The following is a 24,829-nucleotide window of genomic DNA, read 5'->3' on the forward strand; positions in this document are numbered from 1 at the left end:
ACTCCTCCTTATTGATATCAGATTTGTTTCCGTAATTGCGTCAATGCTTGTTGAAGACGATATCGGACAGTTGAATCCGGAATGTTCAAATGAGAAGCGATTTGTTTGCTGTTCAGTCCCAGCCAGAACTTTTTATAGACGATTTCAAAATCTTTCGGTTGAAGATGCTCCAGTAATTCACGTATTTCAATTCGTTTCCCATCAAAGTTCATCCAAGGTTGATCGGTTTCTTTCAGGGGCACTTCATGCCGGTCTTTACGCCTTTTATCATAGAGGATATTCCTGGTTACCTTATACAGCCAAGCTCTTTGTTGATAACTGGACAGTCCTTCAAGCTTTTCCATATGACCTAGAGATCGCAGAAATGTTTCTTGGAGGAGATCCTCCGCTTCCTTTTCATCCCTTGCTATGGAACGTGAAAACCTTATGAGCTCTTTTTGGTGTTTGTTGTACAACTCTTCTATCAACATATGATTCTCGAAATCCCCCATCCGCCCCGACTTCTCTAACGTCTTCACTTATATAACGATTCAAAAAGGAAAAGTGTTGGATTTATTTTATTCAATTTTTACAAAAAAACGGGACTGTACCAAAAGTGCCTGAGTCCCTCCGAACTTAACAACATTTTGAGAAAATCGATGTTTTGATAGGAAATGTTGTGTTGGGGGTGTCTGACACTCTTTTAGGACAGTCCTACTCTATAGAATCCATTCATATTAATTTGATGTTCTTCATGATGAAACCGCTTCTTGGCAATGTTGGCATTTTCGAAAGGCTGTAGGTTAAATCCTGTTCAGTAACCTCATAATCAATTTTGTTTACGATAAAATCGAGGCTCGCTTTCATCACTTCAACGGTGATCCCTTCTCCGGGACACCGATGTCCTTTTTCTGGATCTCCTCCACCTTGGGGGATAAATTCAAATCGGTCTCCGTCCCAGTCTTCAAAACGCTCTGGCCGAAATTCATGAGGATTACCCCAAATCCTCGAATCATGATTCGTTCCATACATATCAAGCAGGACAAGCATGCCTTTCTTGAATTCACATTCGTTCCATATAAAACCCTTTTTCACCCTTGCACCTACGAATGGGCCAAATGGATAGAACCGCCGAACCTCTTCTGTGAACATTTCAAGGAATTGCTCGTCACCCTGCTGTAGTTTTTCCTTATACTGTGGGTTTTCATGTAGTCCTAATGCAGAAAAAGTGATAAAAGTTGCAATGGCTACAATTGGTCGTAGCACATTGATCAGTTCAATAGCAGCCATTTCGGTATCCAACTTTTTGCCGTCGAGCTGACGGTGGAATGCCATTTCATATATAGCGGAACCTTCCTCTGCCTCAAGACTGCCGTTTCGAACATCTTCAATGACCTTTTGAATCCATTTTTCAGCTCTCTTCCTTGCTTTTCTACCTTTACGGTGGCGAGGACCGACTGCTCCAAACGCATCAACCATATCACTGAAGTCATCTGCTCGTTCTTTAACCTCTGATTCCTTTAACGGTACCCCTGCCCAATCACAAGAAATCTTGCATAACGTGTTCTTTGCCTCTTCGAACAAGACGACGTTTTCATATGTGCCCCATTTATGTGCAGCTTTTTCCCATTCCTTCTTCATCAGCTCAACCAGCCTCTTTTGATGGGGTGGCGTCATCAAGGACATGAAAAGAAGTTTCCGGTGTATATGTTTCTCACCATCCATTGATTGTACTGCATTTTCACCAAACAACGATTTTTGAACTCTTTTCGGGGCAGCCCCCTTTCGCTGAAACCGATCGGTATCATAAAAAATCCTAGCCGCTTCTTTCCCGCTCATGCAAATTACTTTTTCGCCTAATAAGCGTGTTTCAAACAGGTCTGATTGATACTCCTCAATCCGATTTCCGATAAATCGATATCCTTCCTTCATCAGAGCAAAACTATTATCGATACTCTTATCATGTGGGACTTTTGCATTCGATGACATAAAAAGATCTGCTCCTTTTCATTTTAAATTTCGATGGCAAGAGTTACGTCATACTTATTAAACCCATTTTCACGAAAATAAAACCTCTTAAACATATTCATATTGATGATGAAACAACGAAAAAACCGTCCAGGCTATAACTGAACGGTTCAAATAAATATCAAGCCCACCACATTTCTGATGGTTTTTCTTCAATCAACACTTTTTTCAGATTGGTTACTGCCCGGTTGAATCCCTCGTCGATCGACATGATCGGGTCTTCGTGTTCAATGCTCACGACATGGTCATAACCATAAATCCTTAGTGCACTGATGATGTTCGACCATTCTTCCAAACTATGACCGCAGCCTACCGAACGGAAGGTCCAGGCTCTTGTTTTCACATCACCGTATGACTGCATATCCGTCAGTCCATACATGTTGACGTTATCTTGATCGATATACGTATCCTTCGCATGGAAATGATGGATGGCCTCTGCTTCACCAAGTATTTTGATTGCAGCAACCGGATCAATTCCCTGCCACCATAAATGGCTCGGATCCAAATTTGCCCCAATCGAATCATTTGTTGCTTCCCGGAGTTTCAGCATTGTGTAAGGTGTGTGTACCAGGAAACCGCCATGTAGTTCAAGCCCGATTTTCACCCCATACTCTTTTGCCAATTGGCCGATTTCTTTCCAATAAGGGATAAGCTTATTTTCCCATTGCCATTCATATACGTCTCCATAATCACCTGGCCATGGAGTGACGGGCCAATTTGGATGAGTCGCACCATCATGATCACCTGCTACTCCGGAAAAACAGTTCACCACAGGAACATCCATCAATGAAGCAAGCTTGATCGTTTTACGAAGTGTTTCATCAGATTCTTCTGCGAAATTTTTATCAGGTGATATCGGGTTTCCATGGCAGCTGAAGGCACTGATTGTCAAATCCCGATCCTGGACCTTTTGGAGATATTGTTTCCGTGCGCCTTCATCCTCCAACAGTTCATCTAATGGACAATGCGCACCTCCTGGGTAACAGCCTGTCCCGATTTCTACAGCATGTAATCCGCTCTCTTTCACATGATCAAGCATTTCTTCGAATGATTTTTCAGCAAATAAGACTGTGAATACACCTAGTTTCAATGTTTGACACCTCTACTCTTCAGAAATTTGGACCCATCTTTTTGTCTCATGGCTTTCAAGGATCGCCTCGATCAACTGCATGATCCTATGACCTTCAGCAACGGAAGCGAATGATGTTTCATTTTCCAAATCAACATTGTCTTCCTTTTGACTGATTGCTCCATAAAAATCCAGCATCAAGTTCTTCAATCCATCCGGCCAACCCTCCTGATGTCCGCCGGGATAATGGGCTAGGCTTGCCGCTTCTGGAGAAAGGAGAGCTGGATCTTTCACCAGTTCCTTGTTCGGTTCGTTCCGTTGCCCAATCCATAGCCGGTTCGGCTGTTCCTGATCCCAGGAGTAGGTTGCATGAGCTGTCGCGATATCAAAATAGAACTTATTTTTACGTCCAGGGCTAACCTGGGAAACGGTGAAAACCCCGTGGATGCCATCTTCAAAATGGACAAGGACACTCCCGTAATCCTCCGTGTCGATCTGGACTTCCTCTGTATCGACGGAATCACTTTTGCCAAACGTCTGTACTTCCGCTTTCGGTTTTTGACGGGTAGAATGAACTGTCTTCAAATCGGCGAATACTTCTACGATTTTCTTACCGAGGATATATTGGACAGTGTCACACCAATGTGAACCGATATCAGCTATTGCCCGTGACGGTCCATTCTTTTCCGCATCCATACGCCAGCTATAATCTGTCTCATATAAACACCAGTCCTGTACATATCCTCCGTATACAAGATTCACTCTACCTTGGTGACCTGAAGTGATATCATCTTTCATCTGTTTGACGATCGGGAAGTGTCGGTAGTTGAAACATACGCCTGCTACAAGATTATGTCTATTGGCGAGTTCCTTCAATTCCTTCGATTCTTCACTGTTCATTGCAAGCGGTTTCTCAGAGAGCAGATGTTTCCCAGCCAGTAGTATATCTCTATTAAAAGGAAAGTGTAAAAAATTCGAGGAGCAATTGTGAATGACTTGCACCTCGGGGTCATTGATCAAATGATCCACATCATCATACGCATGATCGATGTGGTATTGATTGGCTACTTTTTCTGCTTTAGAGAGTTCGCTTGAGGCGATTGCAACTACATTGACATTTGGCAGTCTTTTCAAGGCTTCCAAATGAGACATTGCTGAAAAACCTGTCCCTATGATTCCAGCTTTGATCCGTTTCATGAGCTCCCTCCATCTTCAACTTTTGACTTGATCGATTGAAGGTTTTTGAGATTGATAGCCAGACTTTCGTATGGGTCCCTCTCAAATTCCTCTTGCTCAACTGTGAGCCATTCAATGCCATATTCATCAGCCGCTGTAACGATAGAGTCAAAATTCAACTGTCCATTACCGACTTCTGTCCCTTTTTTATCTCCATTGACCATTTTCATATCTTTAATGTGAAGTGAAACGATTCGATTTCGGTATTTATCGATGATATCGAATGGATCATGGTTAGCAAAAGCAGCCCAATAACAATCAAGCTCCATTTTTACAAGTGATGGATCCGTATTTTCAAATAACAACTCAAACCCCGTTCGCTCTTCGAATCTATTAAACTCGAAATCGTGGTTATGGTAACCAAAGGTAAAGCCTTCCTTCTTACATATCTCACCAATCTGATTGAAAGTCTCAGCGACGGCTTTGTAATCATCTGTGGATTGACGTCTTTCTGCAGGGATTCCAGGACAAATGATCAATTTGTTTCCAATCCCTTTCTGATAGTCGAGCGTCCTTTTTAGTTCATCATCTTGTAGTTGATCCAAAGCAATATGAGCACCAGCACTTACAAGACCATTTTCGTCCAATACCATCTTGACATCACGAGCAGACGTTTTGAAAAAACCAGCGAATTGAACACCTTCATAGCCTATCTCCGCAACACTTTGTATAGTTCCAAGAAAATCTTTTGCTGTTTTTTCGTGAATCGAATACAATTGTAAACCGATTTTACTCATGGATACCTCCCTATAGCTTGTCTATCAGACTGATATGGTTCGCTCGAGCTTGACTGCTTCACCTTTTTCCGCTGACTCGTATAATCCATTGATGATCTGTTGTAGATAAACGCCTTCTTTAGGCGTACTGATCGGTGGAAGTCCTGACAGACATGACTCGACGAATCGTTCAATTTCAAGCTCGTGATACCCTTTCCGAGGTAAAAAGGATGGAGTGGTGTCGATGAGTACATCATGTTTCTCCTGGTAGATCTTAAGAGGGAAAACATCGGCACCACCTTGATCTCCCATTATCGAAACATTCATTTCATCATGTTTTTCCACATTTGCTGCGAATGCTGAATCCAAAAGGATTGAAGCGCCATTTTTAAAGGTGATCATGCCCCGAGCCATATCCTCGATGGTAAAGTTCTCCCAATCCCAATCCCCCATCATTCCGACACCTTTCCTCTTTCCGAGTTTTTGATAAGTAACTCCAAATACGGTATCCGGTTCAGGGTAACCCATCAAATAGAGAGCGGTATCGAGCATATGGACACCAATATCAATCAGAGGACCCCCGCCCTGTAGTTCCTTGTTTGTGAAGACGCCCCATCCAGGAATACCTCGACGCCGCATCGCTGTTACTCTGGCAGCGTAAATGTCACCTAAGTCATCATTGTCAATGAAACGTTTCAATGCTTCGACCTCTGGAGCATGTCGGAAATGGAAGCCATAGGTTAAAATCTTTCCTTCTTTCTCTGCCGTTTCAGCCATATCAACTGCCTCATCTACAGTCATTGCCGGTGGTTTCTCACATAAAACGTGGCAACCCGCCTTCAGCGCAGCGATTGTTGCAGGATGATGGAATTTATTCGGTGTACATATACTAACAGCATCGATCTCCACGTTTTCGAACATTTCGTCATATGTAGAAAAAGCATACGGTGCATTGACCTCAGCTGCCAACTCCTGCGCTTTTTCCTTGACGACATCACAAACGGCAACCAGCTCGACTTTTTCTCCACATTTCAAATAGCTAGGAATATGTACTTCCTTAGCAATCCCACCAGCACCGATGATTCCTACCTTCAATTTTTCAGCCATAATCTTCTCCTCCTACTTGATTTGTGTAGTTTCATTCAGGATTTCTTTCGTTGCGACCCTACGTCCCTGTTCATCAGATATTTTCGATGCTTCATTGATCAATGTCAGACCAAGTACATCCGATTCGGAAATCGTAGTCGGTTCGTTATTTACGATTGCAAGTACCCATTGATCAAAAGGAGAATGATGGGGTTCTGGGAGAGATTCTGGTATGACCCATTCTCCATTCAGCTTACTGCTTTTCATACGGATTTCTTGATCTTCAATTAAAAGGGTTCCTTCTGTTCCATAAAGCTCTAATTGAAACGGACTGCCGGTGGATAAAAATCCGGTTTCCAGTACGCCAAGCGCACCAGAATCATATTCAATCAAGGCGACTGCATTATCATCGACGTCATGGCCTTCCGTTTGTAGAAGGCGAGCTGAAACCGAATCTGCTTTTCCAGCAAGACGGTTTGTCAAATAGATCGGATGAGCACCAAGGTCAATCAGTGCACCTCCTCCACATTCCTCCTTATTGAAAAAGTGTTCAGGCAGCCAACCCGTTGATTTCCCTTCAAGTGGCACTGCACCGTTATGAGCCAATCTGCATCGGATCGTGGTCAGTTTTCCTAAGAGACCTTGATCAACGACATCTTGTGCATAAAGGTAATAATTTTCTGTAAGGCGTGGTAAGGAAACCATGAGCTGTACATTATTTCCCCTTACCGTTTCATAGATTTCCTCACAGTCTTTCACAGTGAATGCGAGAACTTTTTCCGTAAAAATGTGCTTTCCATGTCGTGCCGCTGACAGAATGATTTCTTTATGGCGATTGGTTGGTGTATCTACAATCACCGCATCGATTTCTGGATCAGCCAGCACCGACTCGAGATGACTTCTGAATGGGACCCCAAGCTCCTCAGCCCATCTCTTACCCCGCTCCGGATTTTCATCCCAAACAAGTTTGATTGAAACGTTTTCATTTTCATGCGCGAGTTTTGCATAATCATCTGCATGGACGTGCCATCTGCTCAGCAGGGCAACATTAATCATAGGATAACCTCCTTCTAAGGACTTAACAAAAACGTATGTGGATAGCTTATTTTAATATCATAAGGTTGTCAAGATTTCGAATTTTCAAAAGACACAGCTTCTGTATGTGTTCAAAATCATTCAAGCCGCGAAAAGCACAAAAAAGACTTGTCGCCCAATGGGGCCACAAGTCTCTACTATTCAAATTCTTATTCATCTCTATACTCAACATCGGCAAGCTCTTCTTCGGGTGGAATGAAAGCTTCGAGTTCATCTACTTTCTCACCATCCACCATGTGGGCATAACCAGATGTTTCACCTTCTCCATTGTGATTAATGGCAATATCGAGATCATTTAATAGACCTTTATAATACATCATTGCCTTTTCCATTGTTTTACTTGGGTCTTTCCATTGATCCACGTGTGCTTGCGGCCATTCGCCTTCTGGAAGGTCAAGATGTTCATACCTTTTCAGTTCTTCCGTGTGGATCAGAATGCAAAGGTTTGTCAGATTTTCGAAGTCCCTTTCAATTGCTTCTCCTTCGACAGTAATCCCTCTGAGAGAAAACCTCAGGATTCCAGCTCCCATTGTTTTGTAATACATAGGATCATCCAAATATTGTTCAGGTACACCTGCTTCTACGCCTTCGTTAGCACCGGCAATCATATCTTTTGCGTTCGTCGGATGTGTTTCAGGGACATCTTCCGGATTCGTCAAATCCTTCCATTCTTTACTTAAACCACCTTCAGCAGAGACCGCTGTATCCTTATCACTTTCAACATCATCTTCTTTACCCAATTTATCATTTTGTACGAGCTGTTCTGTTTCTGCTTCATCTGAATTTTGTTGTGTTGCGGATTCTTTCGTTCCAAATCCTTGACTCAAAAATATCGAACCGAAGACGAACAATACGGCGATCGTAGCCACACTGACAAACATCAACTTAAACATCGGTTTTCTTTGCCCTTTTGTTTCCTTCATCCGGTCAAGCACCTCTTCCTTTGCACTATTGGAAAATCTAATGCTGCCATAAAGTTCTTTGTCCATCGTTTCTTTGAGGTTGTCAAACTGATCCTTTTTCATCGTTCTAAACCTCTCCTTTCAAGTTCTTTCCTAAGTAATTCCTTCCCTCGGCTTATTCTTGTCTTGACGGTACCTTCTTTCAGGTTTGTGATCTCACTTATTTCTTTGATTTTCAATTCATCGTAAAAATACATGTAAAGGATACCACGATACTTTTCATGAACAGACAACAACGATTTGGTCACTAATGATTCGTCGTCTTTTTTTAGCAGCCTCAGTTCAGGTGAGTGTTCTTTTGACACATGGTTTTGATCATTTTTAAAAGGCAGCCATTTCTTAAATCGACTGCTCTTGAGTACATCCTTTGAACGGTTGATAGTAATCCGGTAGATCCATGTTTTATAGCTTGATCGTCCTTGAAATGAATGAATGTTATGATAGCAGCTTATGAAGACATCCTGTGCAACATCTTCTGCCGTGCTCATGTCTTTGACGTATGTAAAAGCCAACTTCTTTACCATGTCCCCATATCGATCCATGAGTTCAATAATGGTTTCATTACGGGTTTTTTTGCGCAGTTTTTCCACTTTGTTCACCTCTGACATCACGAAATCACATCCTTTCATTGATATTTCAGTAATTCATTTCCACAAAATCGCAACTTAGACGACCGACTTCGAAAATAGTTTCATTTTACTCACAAAAAAGAGACTGTCCTTAAAGAAAAGTGTCAGACACTTATGGGACAGCCCCTATAATCCATTCTTATTACAGCCATTTTCTCAAACGCTTTATATAGCGTTTTGATTGAAAGAGCAGCTCTGTTTTTATGTACTTAGGAACATCAATTGCATTGATTGATTTTACTGAAGGATAGACACCATCTTTGTTGAACATGACATCAAAGTTCCCTCTATAAATGGTTTTTCCCGATTGCTTGTCCAGCACTTCAGCATCGACATTCGCTATTTTATTTACAAATTGTTGATCACCCGAATCATTCTCTAACGTTTCTACCTCCACAACCTTGAATAAAAATTGCGGCATCCGGACCATCCTTCCCAACGATCTTCTTCTATTCATCTTATCACGAATGAAGGATAGGCAGATGAAAAATGCTTGATTCAGAAGTTAGAATGAATAAACAAAAATAATTACCATACGCTAAAGGAGGACGAACGTACTCCGTCGAATTAACTAGTAAAACTAACAATGGGGGTTGTTAGATGTATAATCACCGTAATGACATACCATTTAATCAGGTGCCAGTTTTTGAAGACGTAAAAAATGATAATAAGTTGAATGATTCTGTACTTGATTATCAAAATGGAGCCGTGCATTCAGAGCCATTTTCCTATGACTATTCCATGGCTATACCATTGGATCAAGTTCCCTACAAACCGCATGATGAATGAAAAAGGATGACCTAATGAGTCATCCTTTTTCGTGATATTAGAATTGGGTTGCGATTTGTTTTGCTTCTTCAATCGCTTTCGATTTGATTTCTTCTGCCTTGTCTGGCATTGCTGCATGACCTTCAATGATAACGGACTCCATATCTTTCACTCCCAGGAATCCCATAACATTGCGGATATAACGGTCACCCATCTCCAGTTCGGCAGCCGGACCCTCTGAATAGATTCCTCCGCGCGCCTGGATATGGAGGGCTTTTTTATCATCCAACAGCCCTACTGGACCATCTTCTGTATATTTGAAAGTAGATCCTGCGATTGCAACACAGTCAATATACGCTTTCATTTTTGGAGGGACACTGAAATTCCACAGTGGTGTGACGAACACATATTTATCTGCCTTCTTGAACTGTTCAGTAAGCACGTTTATCCGTCTCACTTTATCCTGTTCATCAGCGCTTAATTGATCATAAGCATGCCCTTGCTGAAGCTTCCCCCATCCGTTGAAAACATCAGTATCAATATAAGGGAGATCATATTCATAAAGATCTAGACGAATCACCTCATCATCAGGATTCGCCTCACGGTAAGCATTAATGAATTCCTCACCTGCTGCTAGTCCAAATGATTCTTCTGCAGTTTTTGGGTTTGCTGTGATGTACAATACTTCTGCCATTTGTATTTCCTCCTGTCGTTTATTGGGTTACTTTTAATAAGTAGCTCCTTTTTACATAGTGATAGTACCATGCCAGCTGAATAAAACAAAATAGTTTGCTCATAGTTTTTATTGAAGGCTGTTTTCGCATATTGTAGTGTTTGAAATTGGAAATATACTCGCTTTCCGCGGGCAATCTGCAAGCCTCCTCAGCTCACTTGCACAGGATGTGTTGGCTTCGACGTTTACCACAGGACGTGGTGGTAATTCGTCGAAGTTCATCATTATACTCGAAGATCCTTAATTCGCTTCCCCCCGGGGTCTCGCTCAGCTTGTTGTCCCGCAGGAGTCTCGCATATTTCCACTGTCATAAGTATTCAGCACCTTCCTTAACAACATCCCATTAACACAAACTTTTAGAAAATAGCTTAATTGAATGATGAAAATTAGTGCAAAAAGAAAAAGCTGGTACTCCCAGCTCTCTAGAATATAGGCAGACCGTCCAAGTTATTATCCCTTCGGTTATCAGGATTAGAGCGGATATATGTTTCACCGTCCTCTTCCCTTACTACACTGACACCTTCAATCATTTCATTATCAACTTCCTTGATTGCATCTTCATACGATATTTCTCTACCGGAGCTTGTTTGAAACATTTGAATCTTGCCATTTTCATCTTTACGTACTCCAGTAAAATGTTCTTTATCCATTACCAAAACCTCCTTATATTTCCTATTGTTTTCGAGATTCAGAATAATATTCGCGGGACACTCGTCAATGCTCATAACAAAACCGCCACTGCTAAATCAGTGACGGTTTTTGTCGAATTTATATAGTAAAAATGATTGTCGCTGTCATCACCACAAATGCCAGCAGCAGTCCAATAATGGTTCCAACGATTATCGATTTCTTCGTATATCCTTTAAATGCTTCTGAAGTAACAGAGCGATCGATCTTTCTATTTTGAAACCATAGATTCCCATTTACAAATAGAAACAAGATGAATACAAACCCTACCATGAATGACCAGTCTGATTGTAAAGCGCTACCTTCAGCATCACGCATAAAGTACGATTGAAAGAACATCCACCCGGAAACTACTGCCTGCAGCACGAGCTGTGATTTATATTGACGATCCCATTCACTCCCTATTTTTTCTTTTTCATATTTTGCAACCTCTTCAAAAACAGGTAACCAAGAACTTGTTTTATCTTTAAATAACTTTATAAGGACTTGACTGAGCAATATCAATCCTACGATAAAAGACATCACTGATAATGTGACGTCAAATAATTTCAACATGACCATAAACAAGAATAAAGTCACCGACGTGATTATATTAATAGCAATGAATTGCCTTTTTCTCATGTGCTTAATTTGATAATCTTGCATTTTAAAATCTCCTCTAATTCTGAACCATGTTATTTACTTATACAGTCAAGGCATATAAAGGTGCCTTCATTATGTAGATAAGCTTTGATTTCTGCCATACCTCTGACTTTGGGATACCGTAATTTCACAAACACTTCTTCATTGGATTTTATTTCTTTTTCGCATTTCGAGCATTTCGATTTAATCATAAACACGTTTTCTTGATCTCCTTCTGTAACTTTAATACTAAATACGAATGAAACGAAATAAGGTTTCACATTGTGGGATCTAGATGGAGGTACTGTGATGAGTATGGAGTTATTGGCACGTAAACTTGGCGATGTGAACGGAGATGGAATGCCTGATCTCATTTACCTGACAGGGACGCTTCCTTTTTCGGATAGTCCTTTTCGAGAAAATATCACATTATGGATTCAGGATGGAAAGACCAGAAGGATATACCAACTACCGTTAAAAACATCCATGGGGTATCAGCCATCCCTATTCTTAGGGGATTTTACTGGAAATAAGATTGACGATATCTTTATCAATATATTTTCAGGCGGATCCGGTGGGCTCACCTATAATTATGTATATTCATTCGTAAAAAATAACCCGAAAATCCTCTTTGATTATGAAGTTTTCAATGACTTGTATCATTATAAAGTTGTCTATCTAGACGGCTTTAAGGTGAGAGTAACCAGGATTGAAACAAAAAGTTCATTCATAATAGATATCCAGTACAAAGGCAAGGACTATTTAGACCAATTATATAATGAAGAGGGAAAGCTCAAGAGTCCTGTTGAGGGATCTGTCAATGCGCTTGGCGGGTTATATCCAGTCGATTTTCAAGGAAATGGTGTATACGATCTGCTGGCTTATCAACGGATTATCGGGCTATATAATGCGGATGGACTAGGCTGGTTGAATACGTACTTGAGGTGGAAGGAATCAACCTTTGAACCGTACAACCAGACCATCCAGATTTTTTAATTTGGCTTGTTAGTTTTTATTGTTGATTACTACGAAATTCACTCCCTTTCCGCGGTTGATCCGCGAGCCTCCTCGCGAGTTCCTCGCTGTGGGGTCTCGCCTGGACCGCTGCTCTCGCAGGAGTGTCGCAAATTTCGCTTATAATCAACAAAGTCTTTTAACAGAACTTTAATTTAGAAAGAATTTATGTTTGTGCCTTTCTGCGAAATTCACTTCCTTTCGGCGAGGGAACCGCAGGCCTCCTCACTGAGATCTCGCTTGGTTCGCCTTTACGCAGGTGGGTCACGAAAATCGCTATAAGAACTCCTTAGTCGAATAAAATGTTTTAATAAACGTTACTTAGGTAATAGATACTTCATGATTCCTAATTATTTAACATCTCATACGTACTCGTTATAAAAGGAGATTGATTATGCTGAAAACAGAAAGCCGATATCTACTAACAAAAGAAGCCATCGAAAAGGGGGCTGATCTCCCTGAATGGTTATTAGAAGAATATAAGACGTTCAGCCAGGTTGTTAACGATCCTACATTCCCCTGTTATTTCGGCAGGACTGCCCAACGCAAAGGTGAACTGCGCTATTCTTACATTGAACATAATAAATGGTCCCACTTGCCAGAGGCTGTCGAGAGTTTCTTAAGCTTGTTCGAGGAACCAAACCCGAAAAGACATGGGCTTTTCATTTTTGTGGAACCTGAAAGTACAGAAAAATCACTCGAATACTACCGCTCATACTTCTGGGATATCTTGCAGTATTTGCATCATTACGATCGTTTTCGATGGCCGCATGAAGCACCAAAAGACCCTGACCACTTTTTGTGGGACTTCCATTTCGCTGGTCAGCCGATCTTTACCTTTGGCAATGCGCCTGCCTATAAACAACGGAAAACGAGGAATTTAGGAAACAGTTTGATTTTAGGCTTTCAACCTCGTGCAATTTTCCAGGGACTCGAAGGAACAGAAAAAGGCGGAATCATGTCACGTGAAAAAGTGAGAGCACGAGTAGAAAAATGGGACGGACTTCCGAAACACCCTGATATCAGCCATTACGGTGATCCTGATCATAATGAATGGAAACAATCGTTCATTGGAGATGATATTGAGCCTATAAAAGGAAAATGCCCTTTCCATCATAAAGACAGTTAATCGCATTGTATTGCGAACAATTAAAATAACATGGTAATCGAAACCAAACATGCGGTTTTGCGATATTGGACATAGGGAAATGTACAATATCGTCAAGATGGAGGTTATGGATATGAAGGGAATAGCATTAGGAAGCAGTATTCATTGCAGCACAGAATTTTCAACGCTCAAGAAGGTACTAATGGTAAAGCCATCTTTTATGGAAATTAATGAAGCAATCAATGAAACTCAAAAACACTACCAAGAAACCAATATTGACACCTCACTTGCTTTACAACAGCATGAAACATTCGTACATGAACTGAATCAGCATGGAGTGGAGGCCTCCTTACTTCCTGCTGAACCGAGTTTACATGAGCAGGTATTCACAAGGGACATCGCCTTTACAATTCACGATCAGCTATTCCTAGGTTCAATGAGGGAAAGAGTACGCCAGGAGGAAACGACAATTTTGAAAGACTGGCTTCAAGAGAATTCGATACCTTTTCAAAATGCGATTCCTGGATTTATTGAGGGCGGTGATGTCGTTATCGATGGTTCCACCATTTGGGTTGGAAAAAGTGGACGAACTTCACTTCAAGCAATTGAGCATCTTCAAACGCGTCTTCCTTCTTTCCACATTGAACTGTTAAAGCTCAGGAGTGATATTCTTCACCTTGATTGTGTGTTCAATATTATTAGTGATCATACAGCGCTTGTTTACCCAGAAGCTTTTGCACCGAAGGATTTTAGAAAAATCAAATCAAGGTTTGAGATCATACCTGTAACGAAAGAGGAGCAGTTTCACATGGGGCCGAACGTACTTTCTATAGGGAACAAAAAAATCATCAGCCTCCCACAGAATGATAGATTGAACCATGAGATAGAATCAAAAGGATTTGACATCATCCCGGTCGATTTGTCTGAAATCATTAAATCTGGCGGATCGTTTCGATGTTGTACTCTGCCACTGCAAAGAGAATAATATAATACAAGATAAAGGGTTGTCCCAATTAAATGGACAACCCCTTCCTTTCAGAATATCGTATTAATCGATATCGTTTTTCAAGAGCGAATACATATATAAATCATCAAATTTGCCACATGTATATTCGTAATGCCGAAGCAAGCCTTCTCTTATAAAACCATGTTTTTCTACCAGTTTTTGTGACGGGAGATTGTCAGGTTCGATCAAAGCCTCAATTCTTTCCAATCGGTAGTGAACATACCCATATTTCACCATAGCACGTAATGCTTCGCCAGCTATCCCTCTACCCCAAAATTCTTTGCTTAATTCGAATCCGACTTCAGCTCGATAATGTTTGGGCACCATATTGAGAAAACCACAGCTTCCGATGACCTTTCCGGCATCTTTAAGGGTAATCCCCCACCTGATACCGCTGCCTTCTTCAAGGATAGAGGTATACCACTTGATTTCATCCAATACGTCTGCAATAGTCTGAGAAGGTGGTAACCCCATGTGTTTCACAACTTCTCCATCAGATAGATAATTGAACATATCTTCAGCATCATCTGATGTTACATCTCTTAAAATCAATCTGTTTGTTTCTATTTTCGGAACTTCATTCACCATTTCTTTCACTCTCTCTATTAACTAACATGAATACTCTCTCAAATATTGAAGATGCTCTAATGCTTTTTGCAAATCAATATCTTGCTTTATATGATCAGGACTCCAAGGAATATAAATGTCAGGCTGAATACCAACCCCACTCATCCCTTTGCCTTCATCGACTTTTGATAATTTAGTAGTTGGATACCAAAGCTCGAATTTATTATCCCAACCCATCACAGCAAGATTGGAATAGTCATTCAAGCCCAATGTCGGCCACCCAATTACAGTAACTTTTCTTGAGTTCTTACAAATCTCCACAAATGAATCGCCCGAACTTCCACAATACACATCTGTCAATAAAATAATACTTTCAGGACCAGACTTTGTTTTCAATAATAAACTTTCTTCCATATCACTGAAATCCAATTCAACAAACCCTTTACCCTTATATTCTTCTAATGTATTGATCATCATATTGATTTGATTTCGTGTGGACACATCTTCAAGAGTCGAGAAAGCATTCTTCAGGAATTTAGTTCTGAGTTCAACATTACGTATTGTACAATTCGTCAGCATTACACCATCATCAAAGCTTTTTAAATCAATGACTTCTCCATCAAAGAGATAAGGAAGCAATTCAAGGTAGGCTAGATCGCTTCCACCTTTGTTTACTCGCACATCGATAATTAGGTTTTTGTGATTTACTAAAAGGAGCTCGTTATCACTGATTAATTTTATTATTGCATCATGATTCATAAAGTCTGTGAGTTTTAAAAATAATGTATCCTCGGTCATCACTTCTATAGAATACTCAGCTTGGACTGGTTCTATTTCATACTTATCCACCTCAATATCAAATGCTTTTCCAGCTTCATCCGTTATAGAAGCACGGTTGTACAGAGAAAGTATATCATTCCAGTTCTCTCTTTCTGCTTCTTGTTCCATCAATCTTCTTTTATGGATCTCAACCAAATCAGAGATTGCAATCCCATCTAATGCTGTAATAACATCCCCAGGTTTTACTCTTTTCTCCTTCCCAGTTGATACTACATAAAGCAAATCATTGTATCTTCTGACCTTAAACCCGACTTCATAAAGTGTATTTTTCATTTCCCCTATATATTTAAAACTCATATGCAAGTCGTTAAAATCAAGCAAGTAGTCTTGTACGATTTGCACAAACATTTCATCACTATTTTCTGCAGCGTTCAATTTCTTAATCTGATTCCGGTAAAAGGAAGGGTTATCCCATCCCTTTTTATCTACGCATCCGGAATAATCGTTATGGAGAATATGAACTACGTCATCAAAAATAGTTAGATACATCTAATTCCTCCTTATTACCACCTATGAAGCTAGGTCTTTACTAGATGAAACCGGAACATCGATAAATTTAAAATAAGGAAATACTATACCAATAATTGCGGCCGAGGAGATAAGAGTACCGATTAATATAAACAATGGTCTTATCCCCCATAATTCACTAACCACACCTCCAACTACAACACCCAAAGGCATTACTCCCCGGATTATCACTAATCGGACAGATAAGACTTTTCCCATCAGACGATCAGGGACGGTTTGTTGGTTAATAGTTGTATTATGTACATTGAAAAATGCCATGGCAATCCCTGCAACAACTTCAACCGAATTGAACAAAGCCTAGAAATATACCTAACCAAACAATTCGTCGCTCTTGAAAAAAATACATGATCCCTTCTGTGAATTGCTTTAACCATGTAGAGCGAATATCCTGTAACTTCCGATGTTCTTTAACCCATAATAATGAACAACCACTGATCGTTAATGAGCTTATTACCAATAACAAAGTTAACTTTATCCCAATGTATTCAATTACAATCCCGCCAGAAACAGGTGCTAAAAACATCATTAGACGAGAAGTACCATCAATATAGGCATTTGCTGTACATAATTGTGCTTTCGTAACAACTGTAGGGGTTATTGCCTGACTCGCTGGTACATATAAAGGGGCTAGTAATCCAATGACAATTTGAACAGCATAAATATGCCAAGGTTCCAGGACTCCACTTGTTAAAGATAATAAAGGAACTAAAAAAATAGCTGCCCTTGTCCACTGTGATAGAATCATAATCCATTTTCTACTCCATCTATCAATGAAAGGTCCACTAACAAGTTGAAGAATGATGGAAGGAAGAAAATAGAGTAACCACATACTACCAAGAGCTAGCTTTGATCCTGTCATCTCATAAATCAATATAGCGTTGCAAAATGTCCCAAAGGCTCCTGCCAAACCGGATATCGCAGTTCCCAACCATAGTGAGACAAACCCACGGTTATTTAAAACACTTTTCTCCATAAGTCCCCCCTTTATTTGAATGGTAAAACATTGTTTGGTCAAATAAAATAAAGCTAAACATTACCCTTCACCATAAAATTCTGCAAAATGTAGAAAACCAATCTTTTTAACCAGATAGTTTCGTAATTCACCCTGGGTAGCTTTTTCAATTGGAGGGGTAGTCAAGGTATAAGCTTTCGCATTCAAGTCTGAAAACTTCTCTTTATCTATTTCATTATGATAGTCATCTTCGATAATTCCTGATGTAAACGCAGCTTTTGGATAACCCATTAGGAACACTTGAGTCCTCATGGCCATAGTTGGTGTTGAGTGCAAGAGCAGGAACACCACTACTATTACAACCATAACACTTATCGATTTTTTCAATATCTCACCTACCTCAACAATTAATCTATCAAACTGCTCTACCTTACCTTTGTTAAAAGGATGAAAAGAAAGATCCTGTCAGCGTTCATTGCCCCTTTTGAAATTACCGGTTACCTTGGCCATTATTAATTGTGTGTCCTTTTCATTTTCAGCAGCATTCATTTTCTTTATAAACTTCTCACCATCTTTCCCTTTTAATGTTTTTACTTGTTTCCCATAATACTCTATAAAAACAGTATTATTTTTGGTGACCCGACAACTGAAAGGTTGTTCATCTAAACGATTTCTTTTATCAATATTGTCCATTCCGCCCCCCCATATACTTCGACTAGTGTATCCGATTATCTTATTTTCAACATTGAACCTCACAAATTTATTTCTCTTTAACCGATAAGACCACATCAGCATAGAATTCATCATTTAAAACTACTTCATATCGCCATAAACCACCTTCTGGAACTTCAAAATTGGCTGTAAAACGTTTTAAATTTGAATATCCAGGAGATGGATTGTTTACCGTCTTGGGAGAGACCACTGTTAGCTTTTCATCTGTCTCTTTGTGGTAAGCATGAATCGCTATCTTTTTCCCTTTAAAAGTCTCAAATGGTTCAGTAAAAGAAAACAAATACCCAAATGGTTTTCCTGCTACAAGGGATTGGGCTGAATGTACATTTAAGAGAACCTTACCATCTTTTTTGTATTCCTCCCGAACTTCCCAATCTTCTTTTGCTGGCAATTTATCTAATTCAGGTACATTTGTAACAGGTTTGTCTGGAATCGAGTACTTAACCTCTGGTTCACTTTCCTCTTTAGTTAATACAGCCCTATCTTTAACAAGGTTAATAAAAATGATAAAGACCAAGCCAATAACAACAAGGAATATAATTTTTTTCATGGTCACCTCCCAAAACAGATTAATCCGCAAGCCTGCCTCTTTAAATGAACAAAGAAACCAATTTCTCTTTTTAAACTTTAACATATTTTTCCTTTAAGTTGGTTTAAATTTCGCATAAAAAAGAGGACTGTCCAATAATTTGGATCGGTCCTCCAATACTTTATGCTTTCGTCCTGTACTCTACATTATGCTGTTTCAATGTTTCATCTTGACCAAACAAGAAGTGTTTCTCCATATTCGGTGAGTATTTTGAATTCGGAGCCACACGCCCGACTGCTTCAGCAACCGCGCGAATCATAGCCGGAGAGGCTCCACAACATAACCCGATAAACTGGATATCAGTATCATAATGAGCTTTCTTCGCCCATTCCGCAAGTTCATAGCGATTGTGATACAGTGGGTCCAAGGAAGTAGGAAATGTCGTTTCAGTTGGTAGTGAGCAGCTGCATCCACCATCAGGCAAGTTGAAAAAGGTAGGGTGCTCTTCAGTCGTCCTGTACGGGAGCGGAAGTGCTGCAAGATAACCTTCTGTGTTTTCCCGAATCTTTTCAAGGTGTGGCTGCATCGTATCAGGTCCCCTGAAGCAGTTCATTCCTACAACTAGCGCACCGTTTTGCTCAAGAATTTTGCAGGATTCTTCAACTGTGAAATCATCCCGAAGAACGCCCTCACCCATCAACCCTAACGAAATCACGGCATCCAGTCCGCTCTTTTTTATTTCTTCAAGGGCAATCAACGCTTCTTCATGATAGTAGAACGTTTCACCTAAGATGAAATCTACACCTTCATCGACACACCAATCCACCATTTCCGCAAACATTGATCTGACCTCATCCTTTGACGTATCATCATCGGGATCGAAAACATTCGTATTCGAAATGTTCCCCGCTACCAGTGCGGGTTCCTCAGGGTGCTCTTCAGCAACTTTTTTTGCCGAACGAATGGCTTGCCTGCTTAAGTTTTCAACAAGATCCTCTTTACCGATGATTCTCATTTTTTCACGGTGAGCATTATATGTGAAAGCGACGATGACATCAGATCCAGCGTTCATGAAATCACGATATGCCTGTTCCAGTGCCTGTGTGTTTTCTAATGCAACCTCAGGAACAAATGAACCTGCCTGAAGGTAACCACGTCGTTCTAGTTCGAATAAATAGCCTTCTCCACAAATCACAGGTCCATCTTCCAAACGTTGTCTTACTGTACGTTTTTCTCCACTCAATTGTACTCACCTCATCAACTTTTCTTTTCCCATGAACTCACGCATTCTTCGAGTATTTTTCGTTTTTCTTGTTCACTTAACGTCATCCGTTTGATTTTTTGACGGCAGTCGAATAGATGGTCCATGTAATCTTCATACGTTGTGTCGTAGGTCTGTGCCAGTTCATCTCTTATTCTTTTTGCTAATATTGGACTTGCACCGCCTGTCGAGACGGCAATGGTTAGTCTGCCTCTTGATAGTTTTGCAGGAACATGGAAGTTTCCATTGTCTGGATCATCGACGACGTTGACTAGTTGATGTTTTCCAGCTTGTGCAGCAATGCGCTGATTCACATCAGGACCATTTGTTGCAGCAATTACAACAAACGCGTCCTGATAGTCTTTAGCTTCTACTTGTTTTTTAATCCAGTTTATCTGCCCTTGCTGTACCAGCTTTTTTATATTGGCAGTCACTTCGGGACTGACAACCGTGACACTCGCACCGGCTTCAACAAGTGACCGGATTTTACGATTCGCTACCTTCCCGCCTCCAATGACGACCGCGTCTTTACCGTAGAGATCCAGCATGATTGGGTAATGCCTCATACGCCAACACCAATCAATTCCTGTGTCCGTTCGGAGACTACTTCCTGAAGGTTCGGATGATAACCGAGGTAGTCGCATAAAATAAATTCCTGATTTTCTCTTGTCAGTTTTCGGATTGTCTTTTCCATGCTTTTCATCAAAATCCCCGTAAACAAGAGATAGGGAACAACAAACACTTGTTTATGACCATATCGCTTTGCTTGTTCAAGTCCTTCTTCAAAGCTTGGCTCAGCTGCAGCTAAAAAGGATGTTTCAACTCTTTTGAACCGATGCTTTTCATATAATCGATCTGCAATCTCTCGTAAATCCCTTTTCACGTCCAGATCACTGCTGCCTCTTCCGACTAGAAGAACCATTGCATCGTCAATCGGTTTTGCCTTGTCATAGATCCGTTCGATTAAAATATCAATGATTTTCTCATGTACTCCGAACGGACGGCCATAAGTGATTGAGACAGCTGGCCAACGGCTTTGCAACCGTTCCAGTTCCATAGGGATGTCCTTTTTCGCATGCCCTGCTGTAAGCAACAATATCGGTACAACTACGATACTGGTTGCGCCGCGCTCAACACAACGCTTGAAACCTTCTTCGATCGTCGGGTGTGCCAATTCGAGAAAGCTGATCTCCTGAATCGGAGTGGACTGGTGTTCCATACTTTGTTTCATGAATTGTGCAGCCTGGTTCCTTGCTTCATCCACTCTACTCCCATGACCGACGTATAAGATTGCTTGCATCTCTTTTCTCCACCTTTAAAAAGCGACTTTCTTCTGCAATTCACTTTCTGGTTCAATCAAACGTTCGAACCAATTGAGCTTATCGCGGAGACGGACGACCTCTCCGACGATGATCATACTCGGGTTTTTAATTTCATTTCGTTCGACAACATCGACAATCGTGTCTAATGTTCCTGTCACGGTCTGCTGTTCCCCTATGGTTCCCCAATGCACTAGGGCGACAGGCGTCTCACTGGGGCGTCCGTGTTTTGTAAGTTGTGCACAAATATACGGTAGGTTTTTGACACCCATATAGATCGCAAGTGTATCAATCCCTTTTGCAAGGCTTTCCCAGCGCAGATCATCCTCTTCTTTATCCTTGCGGCGGTGGCCAGTCACAAAAGCGAACGTTGAACTATGTTCACGGTGTGTAACCGGTATACCCGCATAAGCAGGAGCGGCAATCCCTGAAGTGATTCCAGGGACGATCTCGAACTCCAGTCCGTGCTTTGCCAACGCCTCCGCTTCTTCACCGCCCCTGCCGTATACGAACGGATCCCCGCCTTTCAATCTCGTGACGGTTTTGCCTTTCAGCCCATTCTTTACGAGAAAATGATTGATCGTTTCCTGTTTCATCAGATGATAGTCTGGTAATTTTCCGCAATAAATCAGTTCTGCATCATCTTTTGCATAATTCAGCAACTCTTTATTGATCAAGCGATCGTAAAGAATGACATCTGCTTCCTCTATGCATTTCATTCCTTTGACCGTGATCAATCCTGGATCCCCCGGTCCGGCACCTACTAGATAGACTTTACCCATTTCATCCTCTCCTTCACGTGGTCAACTGCCGCTTAAAATCGTTTCTTGTTCATGCAGGACGAACCCGTTTCCCTTTCGGATCTTTTTCTTCTCATATAGTGAAATATCATCCACTTCTGGTAATCTAAAAAAATACTTTTCAAGCTCGACTTCTACCAGACGGAAAGCCGCCTCATCATTCTCCGCTGCAATGATGACCGGAATCACATCCGTATCCGTCGTCACTTCAAACCTGTATAAGTCCACTCTACATCGCTCCTATCATGAAACATTCGCTGTCACATTTCCTAGAATCCGATCCAATTCTTCTTGAAGCGGCTCGATACCGAGGCGTCCTACAAAATCATAGAATGATTCACCTGGCAGCTTTTCCTTTTTAAAATAGGTAAGGAATTCTACAAGAACCGCAGGAAGGTGTTCTCCGTCAATCTTACCTTTCAGCTTTTCATTGAATTTCCCGCCGTGGTTCAAAGTGCCTCCGACATAGATTTCAAACGCTTCGATCAGTCCTTTTTCCTTCGATTTCATTTTGATGCCTTGTAATCCGATGTCAGCAATTTGCCGTTGACCACATGAATTCGGGCAGCCGACCATATGAAGCCTCACAGGGACATCTACCCTGATCTGTTCATCCAAATATTCCGCGATCTGGCGCATCCGCTCTTTTGTTTCCACCAATGCCAGGTTGCAAAATTCAATACCTGTGCATGATACAGAATACGCGATGAAACGCTTCGGTTCGATCGTGATTCTTTCAAATATCTTTTCTTGTAAAAGCGCATCTACTTTCTCATCTGGAATGTTTGGTATGATGATATTTTGAGAGTTGCAAGTTCGGATCTCGCCATTACCGTATTGTTTAGAAATTTTTGCGATTTCCAATACTTCATTTGCGTCCAACCGGCCGACCGGAACGTTGAAACCGATATAATTCAGTCCGTCCTGCTTTTGTTTATGCACACCGTAGAAGTAGCCAGCATTCCAATCCTTTTGGACATCCTCACCTTTTGAAGGCAAAGGACCCGTTAACTCTACTAATTTTTCCTTGAATTCTTCAGGTCCCCAGTCAGCCACAAGGAACTTCAGTCGAGCACGATGACGTTTTTCCCTGTACCCGAAGTCTCTGAAGATTGTCGTAATTGCAATTGCAGTCTCTTTCACGTTTTCAGGTCGTATAAAGACATCCAATGTTTCTGCGAGATATGGTCTTGCTGCCAGACCACCGCCGACTTTGACATGGAATCCTTTCACTTCTTCCCCATCGATTTCTTTCACAGCCGGGGTGAAGGACAAGCAATTGATTTCAGCATTCGAGGCATTATGGATATTCGTACTGATCGAGACCTTGTATTTACGCGGAAGGTTTGAAAAGTCCTTGTTGTGCTGAAAATACTCATAAATTTCTTTCACAATCGGTTCTGTATCGAACAACTCATTCGGATCGATACCGGCAAGCGGATTTCCGACAATATTACGTGTGATATCACCGCAAGCACCTGCAGATGATAAACCTACCTTTGCCAGCCGGTTGAAAATATCCGGGATGTTCTCGATTTGGAGCCAGTGGAACTGAATTGCCTGCCGTGTCGTTACATCGAATACACCTCTTCCGTAATCCTTACAGATCGATGCCAACGTTTCTGCTTGTTCATAATTCAAGACCCCAGACGGAACATTGATCCGCATCATGAAATAGCCGTCTTGTTTAGGCCGTTGCAAGTACAGTCCTGCCCATTTGAATGAATCCCACTCTTCCTTCGGGATCGATTCGAAACCATTTTCAGCGTAATACGGAATATCTTCAAAGATTTCTAGACCGTCTTTCTCAAGCTTCTTCAACTCTGTCTTATTCAGCTTTTCATTGTCTGCCCAGAACTTTTCGTATGCCATTCGAGCATCCTCCTCTTTAAAATAGGCTCTTTTTTATAAAGATTGTTGTTTTCATAATTCCATTGTAATGGCGTTACAAAACAGCCTTAAAATAAGTTCTTTTCTTTCAAATAGCCGATTACCTGATCAGCACATTCTTCCACGGAATAGCAGTTTGTTTCAATGACCAGTTCTGGCGCTTCTGGTTCCTCATATGGCGAGCTTACACCTGTGAACTCAGGTATCTCCCCTTTCCTTGCCTTCTCATAAAGTCCTTTTGGATCGCGTGTTTCACATTCATCTAATGGACATTTTACATAGACCTCTATGAATTCATCAGATTCGACCATTTCTCGAACTCGATCTCGATCCGCCTGAAAAGGTGATATGAAAGCTGTGATTGCAAATTGCCCACTATCGACAAACAGTTTCGCTACTTCTCCGATCCGACGGATATTCTCTTGCCTGTCTTCTACTGAAAAACCGAGTCCTTTGTTCAAGCCGTGACGGATGTTATCTCCGTCCAATACGTAACTTCTTAAGCCTTGTTCATGAAGTTTCCAGTCGACCGCGTTTGCTAGCGTGGACTTGCCTGATCCTGATAATCCTGTAAACCAGATGATGCTGCTTGTTTGTTTATTTAAACACCGGCGATCATGTTTCGATACAGCCGCTTCATGCCATGTAATGTCTTGAATTGCCATATATCTCAC

General features: G+C 41.1%; 29 protein-coding genes and 1 pseudogene. 4 read left to right on the plus strand and 26 right to left on the minus strand.

The window, feature by feature from the left end; translation table 11 throughout:
- Positions 1–17: 17 nt before the first annotated feature.
- The 10 genes from KOL94_RS06450 to KOL94_RS06495 form a co-directional block, all read right to left on the minus strand.
- Positions 18–491, minus strand: coding sequence for an RNA polymerase sigma factor (locus KOL94_RS06450; RefSeq protein WP_221565059.1), 474 nt, complete (start codon positions 489–491; stop codon positions 18–20).
- A 220-nt stretch (positions 492–711) separates the two neighbouring features.
- Entirely contained in the window at positions 712–1,968 is a 1,257-nt protein-coding gene (cypC, locus tag KOL94_RS06455; protein WP_221565061.1) for a CYP152 family fatty-acid peroxygenase CypC, read from the minus strand.
- Positions 1,969–2,128: 160 nt separating this feature from the next.
- The gene (locus tag KOL94_RS06460; RefSeq protein ID WP_221565062.1) at positions 2,129–3,097 is read right to left on the minus strand and encodes a sugar phosphate isomerase/epimerase family protein; all 969 of its coding nucleotides are present in this window, start codon (positions 3,095–3,097) and stop codon (positions 2,129–2,131) included.
- Positions 3,098–3,109: 12 nt separating this feature from the next.
- Positions 3,110–4,273, minus strand: coding sequence for a Gfo/Idh/MocA family protein (locus tag KOL94_RS06465; RefSeq protein ID WP_221565064.1), 1,164 nt, complete (start codon positions 4,271–4,273; stop codon positions 3,110–3,112).
- Positions 4,270–5,049: a sugar phosphate isomerase/epimerase family protein gene (locus KOL94_RS06470; RefSeq protein WP_221565066.1), complete on the minus strand. Its 780-nt coding sequence runs from the start codon at positions 5,047–5,049 to the stop codon at positions 4,270–4,272. The genes KOL94_RS06465 and KOL94_RS06470 overlap by 4 nt, the downstream gene beginning before the upstream one ends.
- A gap of 24 nt (positions 5,050–5,073) precedes the next feature.
- Positions 5,074–6,135 carry a Gfo/Idh/MocA family protein gene (locus tag KOL94_RS06475; RefSeq protein WP_221565067.1) on the minus strand — a complete coding sequence of 354 codons (1,062 nt, stop codon included), beginning with the start codon at positions 6,133–6,135 and terminating at the stop codon, positions 5,074–5,076.
- A 12-nt stretch (positions 6,136–6,147) separates the two neighbouring features.
- A complete protein-coding gene (locus KOL94_RS06480; protein WP_221565068.1) occupies positions 6,148–7,170 on the minus strand; it encodes a Gfo/Idh/MocA family protein in 1,023 nt (340 codons plus the stop codon).
- A 188-nt stretch (positions 7,171–7,358) separates the two neighbouring features.
- Positions 7,359–8,234, minus strand: a complete 876-nt coding sequence (locus KOL94_RS06485; protein ID WP_221565069.1) for a hypothetical protein — start codon at positions 8,232–8,234, stop codon at positions 7,359–7,361.
- Positions 8,231–8,779: a sigma-70 family RNA polymerase sigma factor gene (locus KOL94_RS06490; RefSeq protein WP_221565070.1), complete on the minus strand. Its 549-nt coding sequence runs from the start codon at positions 8,777–8,779 to the stop codon at positions 8,231–8,233. The genes KOL94_RS06485 and KOL94_RS06490 overlap by 4 nt, the downstream gene beginning before the upstream one ends.
- A 163-nt stretch (positions 8,780–8,942) precedes the next feature.
- Complete coding sequence (locus tag KOL94_RS06495; RefSeq protein ID WP_221565071.1) at positions 8,943–9,221, minus strand: hypothetical protein; 279 nt, start codon at positions 9,219–9,221, stop codon at positions 8,943–8,945.
- Positions 9,222–9,400: 179 nt separating this feature from the next.
- On the opposite strand from KOL94_RS06495, the gene KOL94_RS06500 reads away from it, so the two are divergent.
- Complete coding sequence (locus KOL94_RS06500) at positions 9,401–9,589, plus strand: hypothetical protein (protein ID WP_221565072.1); 189 nt, start codon at positions 9,401–9,403, stop codon at positions 9,587–9,589.
- A 37-nt stretch (positions 9,590–9,626) separates the two neighbouring features.
- Here KOL94_RS06500 and KOL94_RS06505 read toward each other — a convergent pair whose 3' ends face one another.
- The 3 genes from KOL94_RS06505 to KOL94_RS06515 form a co-directional block, all read right to left on the minus strand.
- Positions 9,627–10,262 (minus strand): FMN-dependent NADH-azoreductase, encoded by a 636-nt coding sequence (locus tag KOL94_RS06505; RefSeq protein WP_221565073.1) that lies wholly within the window; start codon positions 10,260–10,262, stop codon positions 9,627–9,629.
- A 461-nt stretch (positions 10,263–10,723) separates the two neighbouring features.
- Positions 10,724–10,951 (minus strand): DUF3892 domain-containing protein, encoded by a 228-nt coding sequence (locus KOL94_RS06510; protein WP_221565074.1) that lies wholly within the window; start codon positions 10,949–10,951, stop codon positions 10,724–10,726.
- 118 nt (positions 10,952–11,069) lie between these two features.
- Entirely contained in the window at positions 11,070–11,633 is a 564-nt protein-coding gene (locus tag KOL94_RS06515; protein WP_221565076.1) for a hypothetical protein, read from the minus strand.
- A gap of 285 nt (positions 11,634–11,918) precedes the next feature.
- On the opposite strand from KOL94_RS06515, the gene KOL94_RS06520 reads away from it, so the two are divergent.
- From KOL94_RS06520 to KOL94_RS06530, 3 genes are all read left to right on the plus strand, one after another.
- On the plus strand, positions 11,919–12,605 hold the full coding sequence (locus KOL94_RS06520) for an FG-GAP repeat domain-containing protein (protein WP_221565078.1): 687 nt from the start codon (positions 11,919–11,921) through the stop codon (positions 12,603–12,605).
- A gap of 415 nt (positions 12,606–13,020) precedes the next feature.
- Positions 13,021–13,752: a YqcI/YcgG family protein gene (locus KOL94_RS06525; protein ID WP_260412404.1), complete on the plus strand. Its 732-nt coding sequence runs from the start codon at positions 13,021–13,023 to the stop codon at positions 13,750–13,752.
- A 112-nt stretch (positions 13,753–13,864) separates the two neighbouring features.
- The gene (locus tag KOL94_RS06530; RefSeq protein ID WP_221565082.1) at positions 13,865–14,716 is read left to right on the plus strand and encodes a dimethylarginine dimethylaminohydrolase family protein; all 852 of its coding nucleotides are present in this window, start codon (positions 13,865–13,867) and stop codon (positions 14,714–14,716) included.
- Positions 14,717–14,779: 63 nt separating this feature from the next.
- Here the strand turns inward: KOL94_RS06530 and KOL94_RS06535 are convergent, their stop codons facing one another.
- The 13 genes and pseudogenes from KOL94_RS06535 to cysC form a co-directional block, all read right to left on the minus strand.
- Positions 14,780–15,322 (minus strand): GNAT family N-acetyltransferase, encoded by a 543-nt coding sequence (locus KOL94_RS06535; RefSeq protein ID WP_221567612.1) that lies wholly within the window; start codon positions 15,320–15,322, stop codon positions 14,780–14,782.
- 24 nt (positions 15,323–15,346) lie between these two features.
- The gene (locus tag KOL94_RS06540) at positions 15,347–16,633 is read right to left on the minus strand and encodes a S41 family peptidase (protein WP_221565084.1); all 1,287 of its coding nucleotides are present in this window, start codon (positions 16,631–16,633) and stop codon (positions 15,347–15,349) included.
- A 21-nt stretch (positions 16,634–16,654) separates the two neighbouring features.
- A pseudogene (locus tag KOL94_RS06545) lies at positions 16,655–17,645 on the minus strand (MFS transporter).
- Between the two features lie 60 nt (positions 17,646–17,705).
- The gene (locus KOL94_RS06550; RefSeq protein WP_221565086.1) at positions 17,706–17,990 is read right to left on the minus strand and encodes a hypothetical protein; all 285 of its coding nucleotides are present in this window, start codon (positions 17,988–17,990) and stop codon (positions 17,706–17,708) included.
- A gap of 99 nt (positions 17,991–18,089) precedes the next feature.
- Positions 18,090–18,317 carry a hypothetical protein gene (locus KOL94_RS06555; protein WP_221565088.1) on the minus strand — a complete coding sequence of 76 codons (228 nt, stop codon included), beginning with the start codon at positions 18,315–18,317 and terminating at the stop codon, positions 18,090–18,092.
- Between the two features lie 67 nt (positions 18,318–18,384).
- Positions 18,385–18,906, minus strand: coding sequence for a hypothetical protein (locus KOL94_RS06560; RefSeq protein WP_221565090.1), 522 nt, complete (start codon positions 18,904–18,906; stop codon positions 18,385–18,387).
- Between the two features lie 160 nt (positions 18,907–19,066).
- Positions 19,067–20,128, minus strand: a complete 1,062-nt coding sequence (locus tag KOL94_RS06565) for a homocysteine S-methyltransferase family protein (RefSeq protein WP_221565091.1) — start codon at positions 20,126–20,128, stop codon at positions 19,067–19,069.
- 14 nt (positions 20,129–20,142) lie between these two features.
- Positions 20,143–20,712 carry an NAD(P)-binding protein gene (locus KOL94_RS06570; RefSeq protein ID WP_221565092.1) on the minus strand — a complete coding sequence of 190 codons (570 nt, stop codon included), beginning with the start codon at positions 20,710–20,712 and terminating at the stop codon, positions 20,143–20,145.
- Entirely contained in the window at positions 20,709–21,446 is a 738-nt protein-coding gene (locus tag KOL94_RS06575) for a sirohydrochlorin chelatase (protein WP_221565093.1), read from the minus strand. Before KOL94_RS06575 ends, KOL94_RS06570 begins: the two co-directional genes overlap by 4 nt.
- 15 nt (positions 21,447–21,461) lie before the next feature.
- The gene (cobA, locus tag KOL94_RS06580; RefSeq protein ID WP_221565094.1) at positions 21,462–22,247 is read right to left on the minus strand and encodes a uroporphyrinogen-III C-methyltransferase; all 786 of its coding nucleotides are present in this window, start codon (positions 22,245–22,247) and stop codon (positions 21,462–21,464) included.
- A gap of 21 nt (positions 22,248–22,268) precedes the next feature.
- Complete coding sequence (locus KOL94_RS06585) at positions 22,269–22,493, minus strand: DUF3906 family protein (protein WP_221565095.1); 225 nt, start codon at positions 22,491–22,493, stop codon at positions 22,269–22,271.
- 15 nt (positions 22,494–22,508) lie between these two features.
- Complete coding sequence (locus KOL94_RS06590; protein ID WP_221565096.1) at positions 22,509–24,137, minus strand: nitrite/sulfite reductase; 1,629 nt, start codon at positions 24,135–24,137, stop codon at positions 22,509–22,511.
- Positions 24,138–24,223: 86 nt separating this feature from the next.
- On the minus strand, positions 24,224–24,820 hold the full coding sequence (gene cysC / locus KOL94_RS06595) for an adenylyl-sulfate kinase (RefSeq protein ID WP_221565097.1): 597 nt from the start codon (positions 24,818–24,820) through the stop codon (positions 24,224–24,226).
- Between the last annotated feature and the right edge of the window lie 9 nt (positions 24,821–24,829).

The sequence above is a fragment of the Alkalihalobacillus sp. TS-13 genome, from assembly GCF_019720915.1.
GTDB lineage: Bacteria > Bacillota > Bacilli > Bacillales > Fictibacillaceae > Pseudalkalibacillus.

Excerpts from the sequence above, each read along its gene's own strand:
- KOL94_RS06450 (WP_221565059.1), bottom strand. The coding sequence starts at position 491 with ATGGGGGATTTCGAGAATCATATGTTGATAGAAGAGTTGTACAACAAA.
- cypC (WP_221565061.1), bottom strand. The coding sequence starts at position 1,968 with ATGTCATCGAATGCAAAAGTCCCACATGATAAGAGTATCGATAATAGT.
- KOL94_RS06465 (WP_221565064.1), bottom strand. The coding sequence starts at position 4,273 with ATGAAACGGATCAAAGCTGGAATCATAGGGACAGGTTTTTCAGCAATG.
- KOL94_RS06470 (WP_221565066.1), bottom strand. The coding sequence starts at position 5,049 with ATGAGTAAAATCGGTTTACAATTGTATTCGATTCACGAAAAAACAGCA.
- KOL94_RS06475 (WP_221565067.1), bottom strand. The coding sequence starts at position 6,135 with ATGGCTGAAAAATTGAAGGTAGGAATCATCGGTGCTGGTGGGATTGCT.
- KOL94_RS06480 (WP_221565068.1), bottom strand. The coding sequence starts at position 7,170 with ATGATTAATGTTGCCCTGCTGAGCAGATGGCACGTCCATGCAGATGAT.
- KOL94_RS06485 (WP_221565069.1), bottom strand. The coding sequence starts at position 8,234 with ATGAAAAAGGATCAGTTTGACAACCTCAAAGAAACGATGGACAAAGAA.
- KOL94_RS06490 (WP_221565070.1), bottom strand. The coding sequence starts at position 8,779 with ATGTCAGAGGTGAACAAAGTGGAAAAACTGCGCAAAAAAACCCGTAAT.
- KOL94_RS06495 (WP_221565071.1), bottom strand. The coding sequence starts at position 9,221 with ATGCCGCAATTTTTATTCAAGGTTGTGGAGGTAGAAACGTTAGAGAAT.
- KOL94_RS06500 (WP_221565072.1), top strand. The coding sequence starts at position 9,401 with ATGTATAATCACCGTAATGACATACCATTTAATCAGGTGCCAGTTTTT.
- KOL94_RS06505 (WP_221565073.1), bottom strand. The coding sequence starts at position 10,262 with ATGGCAGAAGTATTGTACATCACAGCAAACCCAAAAACTGCAGAAGAA.
- KOL94_RS06510 (WP_221565074.1), bottom strand. The coding sequence starts at position 10,951 with ATGGATAAAGAACATTTTACTGGAGTACGTAAAGATGAAAATGGCAAG.
- KOL94_RS06515 (WP_221565076.1), bottom strand. The coding sequence starts at position 11,633 with ATGCAAGATTATCAAATTAAGCACATGAGAAAAAGGCAATTCATTGCT.
- KOL94_RS06520 (WP_221565078.1), top strand. The coding sequence starts at position 11,919 with ATGAGTATGGAGTTATTGGCACGTAAACTTGGCGATGTGAACGGAGAT.
- KOL94_RS06530 (WP_221565082.1), top strand. The coding sequence starts at position 13,865 with ATGAAGGGAATAGCATTAGGAAGCAGTATTCATTGCAGCACAGAATTT.
- KOL94_RS06540 (WP_221565084.1), bottom strand. The coding sequence starts at position 16,633 with ATGTATCTAACTATTTTTGATGACGTAGTTCATATTCTCCATAACGAT.
- KOL94_RS06550 (WP_221565086.1), bottom strand. The coding sequence starts at position 17,990 with ATGGTTGTAATAGTAGTGGTGTTCCTGCTCTTGCACTCAACACCAACT.
- KOL94_RS06555 (WP_221565088.1), bottom strand. The coding sequence starts at position 18,317 with ATGGACAATATTGATAAAAGAAATCGTTTAGATGAACAACCTTTCAGT.
- KOL94_RS06560 (WP_221565090.1), bottom strand. The coding sequence starts at position 18,906 with ATGAAAAAAATTATATTCCTTGTTGTTATTGGCTTGGTCTTTATCATT.
- KOL94_RS06570 (WP_221565092.1), bottom strand. The coding sequence starts at position 20,712 with ATGAGGCATTACCCAATCATGCTGGATCTCTACGGTAAAGACGCGGTC.
- KOL94_RS06575 (WP_221565093.1), bottom strand. The coding sequence starts at position 21,446 with ATGCAAGCAATCTTATACGTCGGTCATGGGAGTAGAGTGGATGAAGCA.
- cobA (WP_221565094.1), bottom strand. The coding sequence starts at position 22,247 with ATGGGTAAAGTCTATCTAGTAGGTGCCGGACCGGGGGATCCAGGATTG.
- KOL94_RS06590 (WP_221565096.1), bottom strand. The coding sequence starts at position 24,137 with ATGGCATACGAAAAGTTCTGGGCAGACAATGAAAAGCTGAATAAGACA.
- cysC (WP_221565097.1), bottom strand. The coding sequence starts at position 24,820 with ATGGCAATTCAAGACATTACATGGCATGAAGCGGCTGTATCGAAACAT.